Below are 399 nucleotides of genomic sequence, written 5' to 3' on the forward strand. Positions count from 1 at the left end.
AGCAAACAACAATACAATAGCAGAAGTAAACATAATGGCACGTAACAATCTGTTGTTATAACGGCTTCTTAACTCGTAAGCACCATATTGTTTGTTCCTGTTTTCAAAAACAATATCCAAAACATGGCTCTTTAAAATCTGTTCGGGTTTCATAACAAATAGTTTAGTTGTGATTTAAAATAATTTCAAAGAACAAGGCCTTGTTGTTTATGAGATGCGTGCTTACATAAAATCCATAAGTCAAGGTTTAAAGTTTAACGTTCAAGGTTTAAGGTTTGAGTTGTTTATCTGAAGCCTGCATCTTTGTACCATGAAAATCTTAATAGTTTGTTTGGGCAATATTTGCCGAAGCCCTTTGGCAGAAGGCATTTTGAGAGATAAAATTGAAAAAGCTAAATA

At 32.8% G+C, this 399-nt stretch carries 1 pseudogene; it reads left to right on the forward strand.

Annotated elements, in window-relative coordinates:
- Nucleotides 1–310: 310 nt before the first annotated feature.
- Nucleotides 311–399: pseudogene (locus tag E3E36_RS13370) on the forward strand (low molecular weight phosphotyrosine protein phosphatase); the annotation flags it as partial.

It is taken from the genome of Thermococcus sp. M36, assembly GCF_012027355.1.
In the GTDB taxonomy this organism is placed as follows: domain Archaea; phylum Methanobacteriota_B; class Thermococci; order Thermococcales; family Thermococcaceae; genus Thermococcus.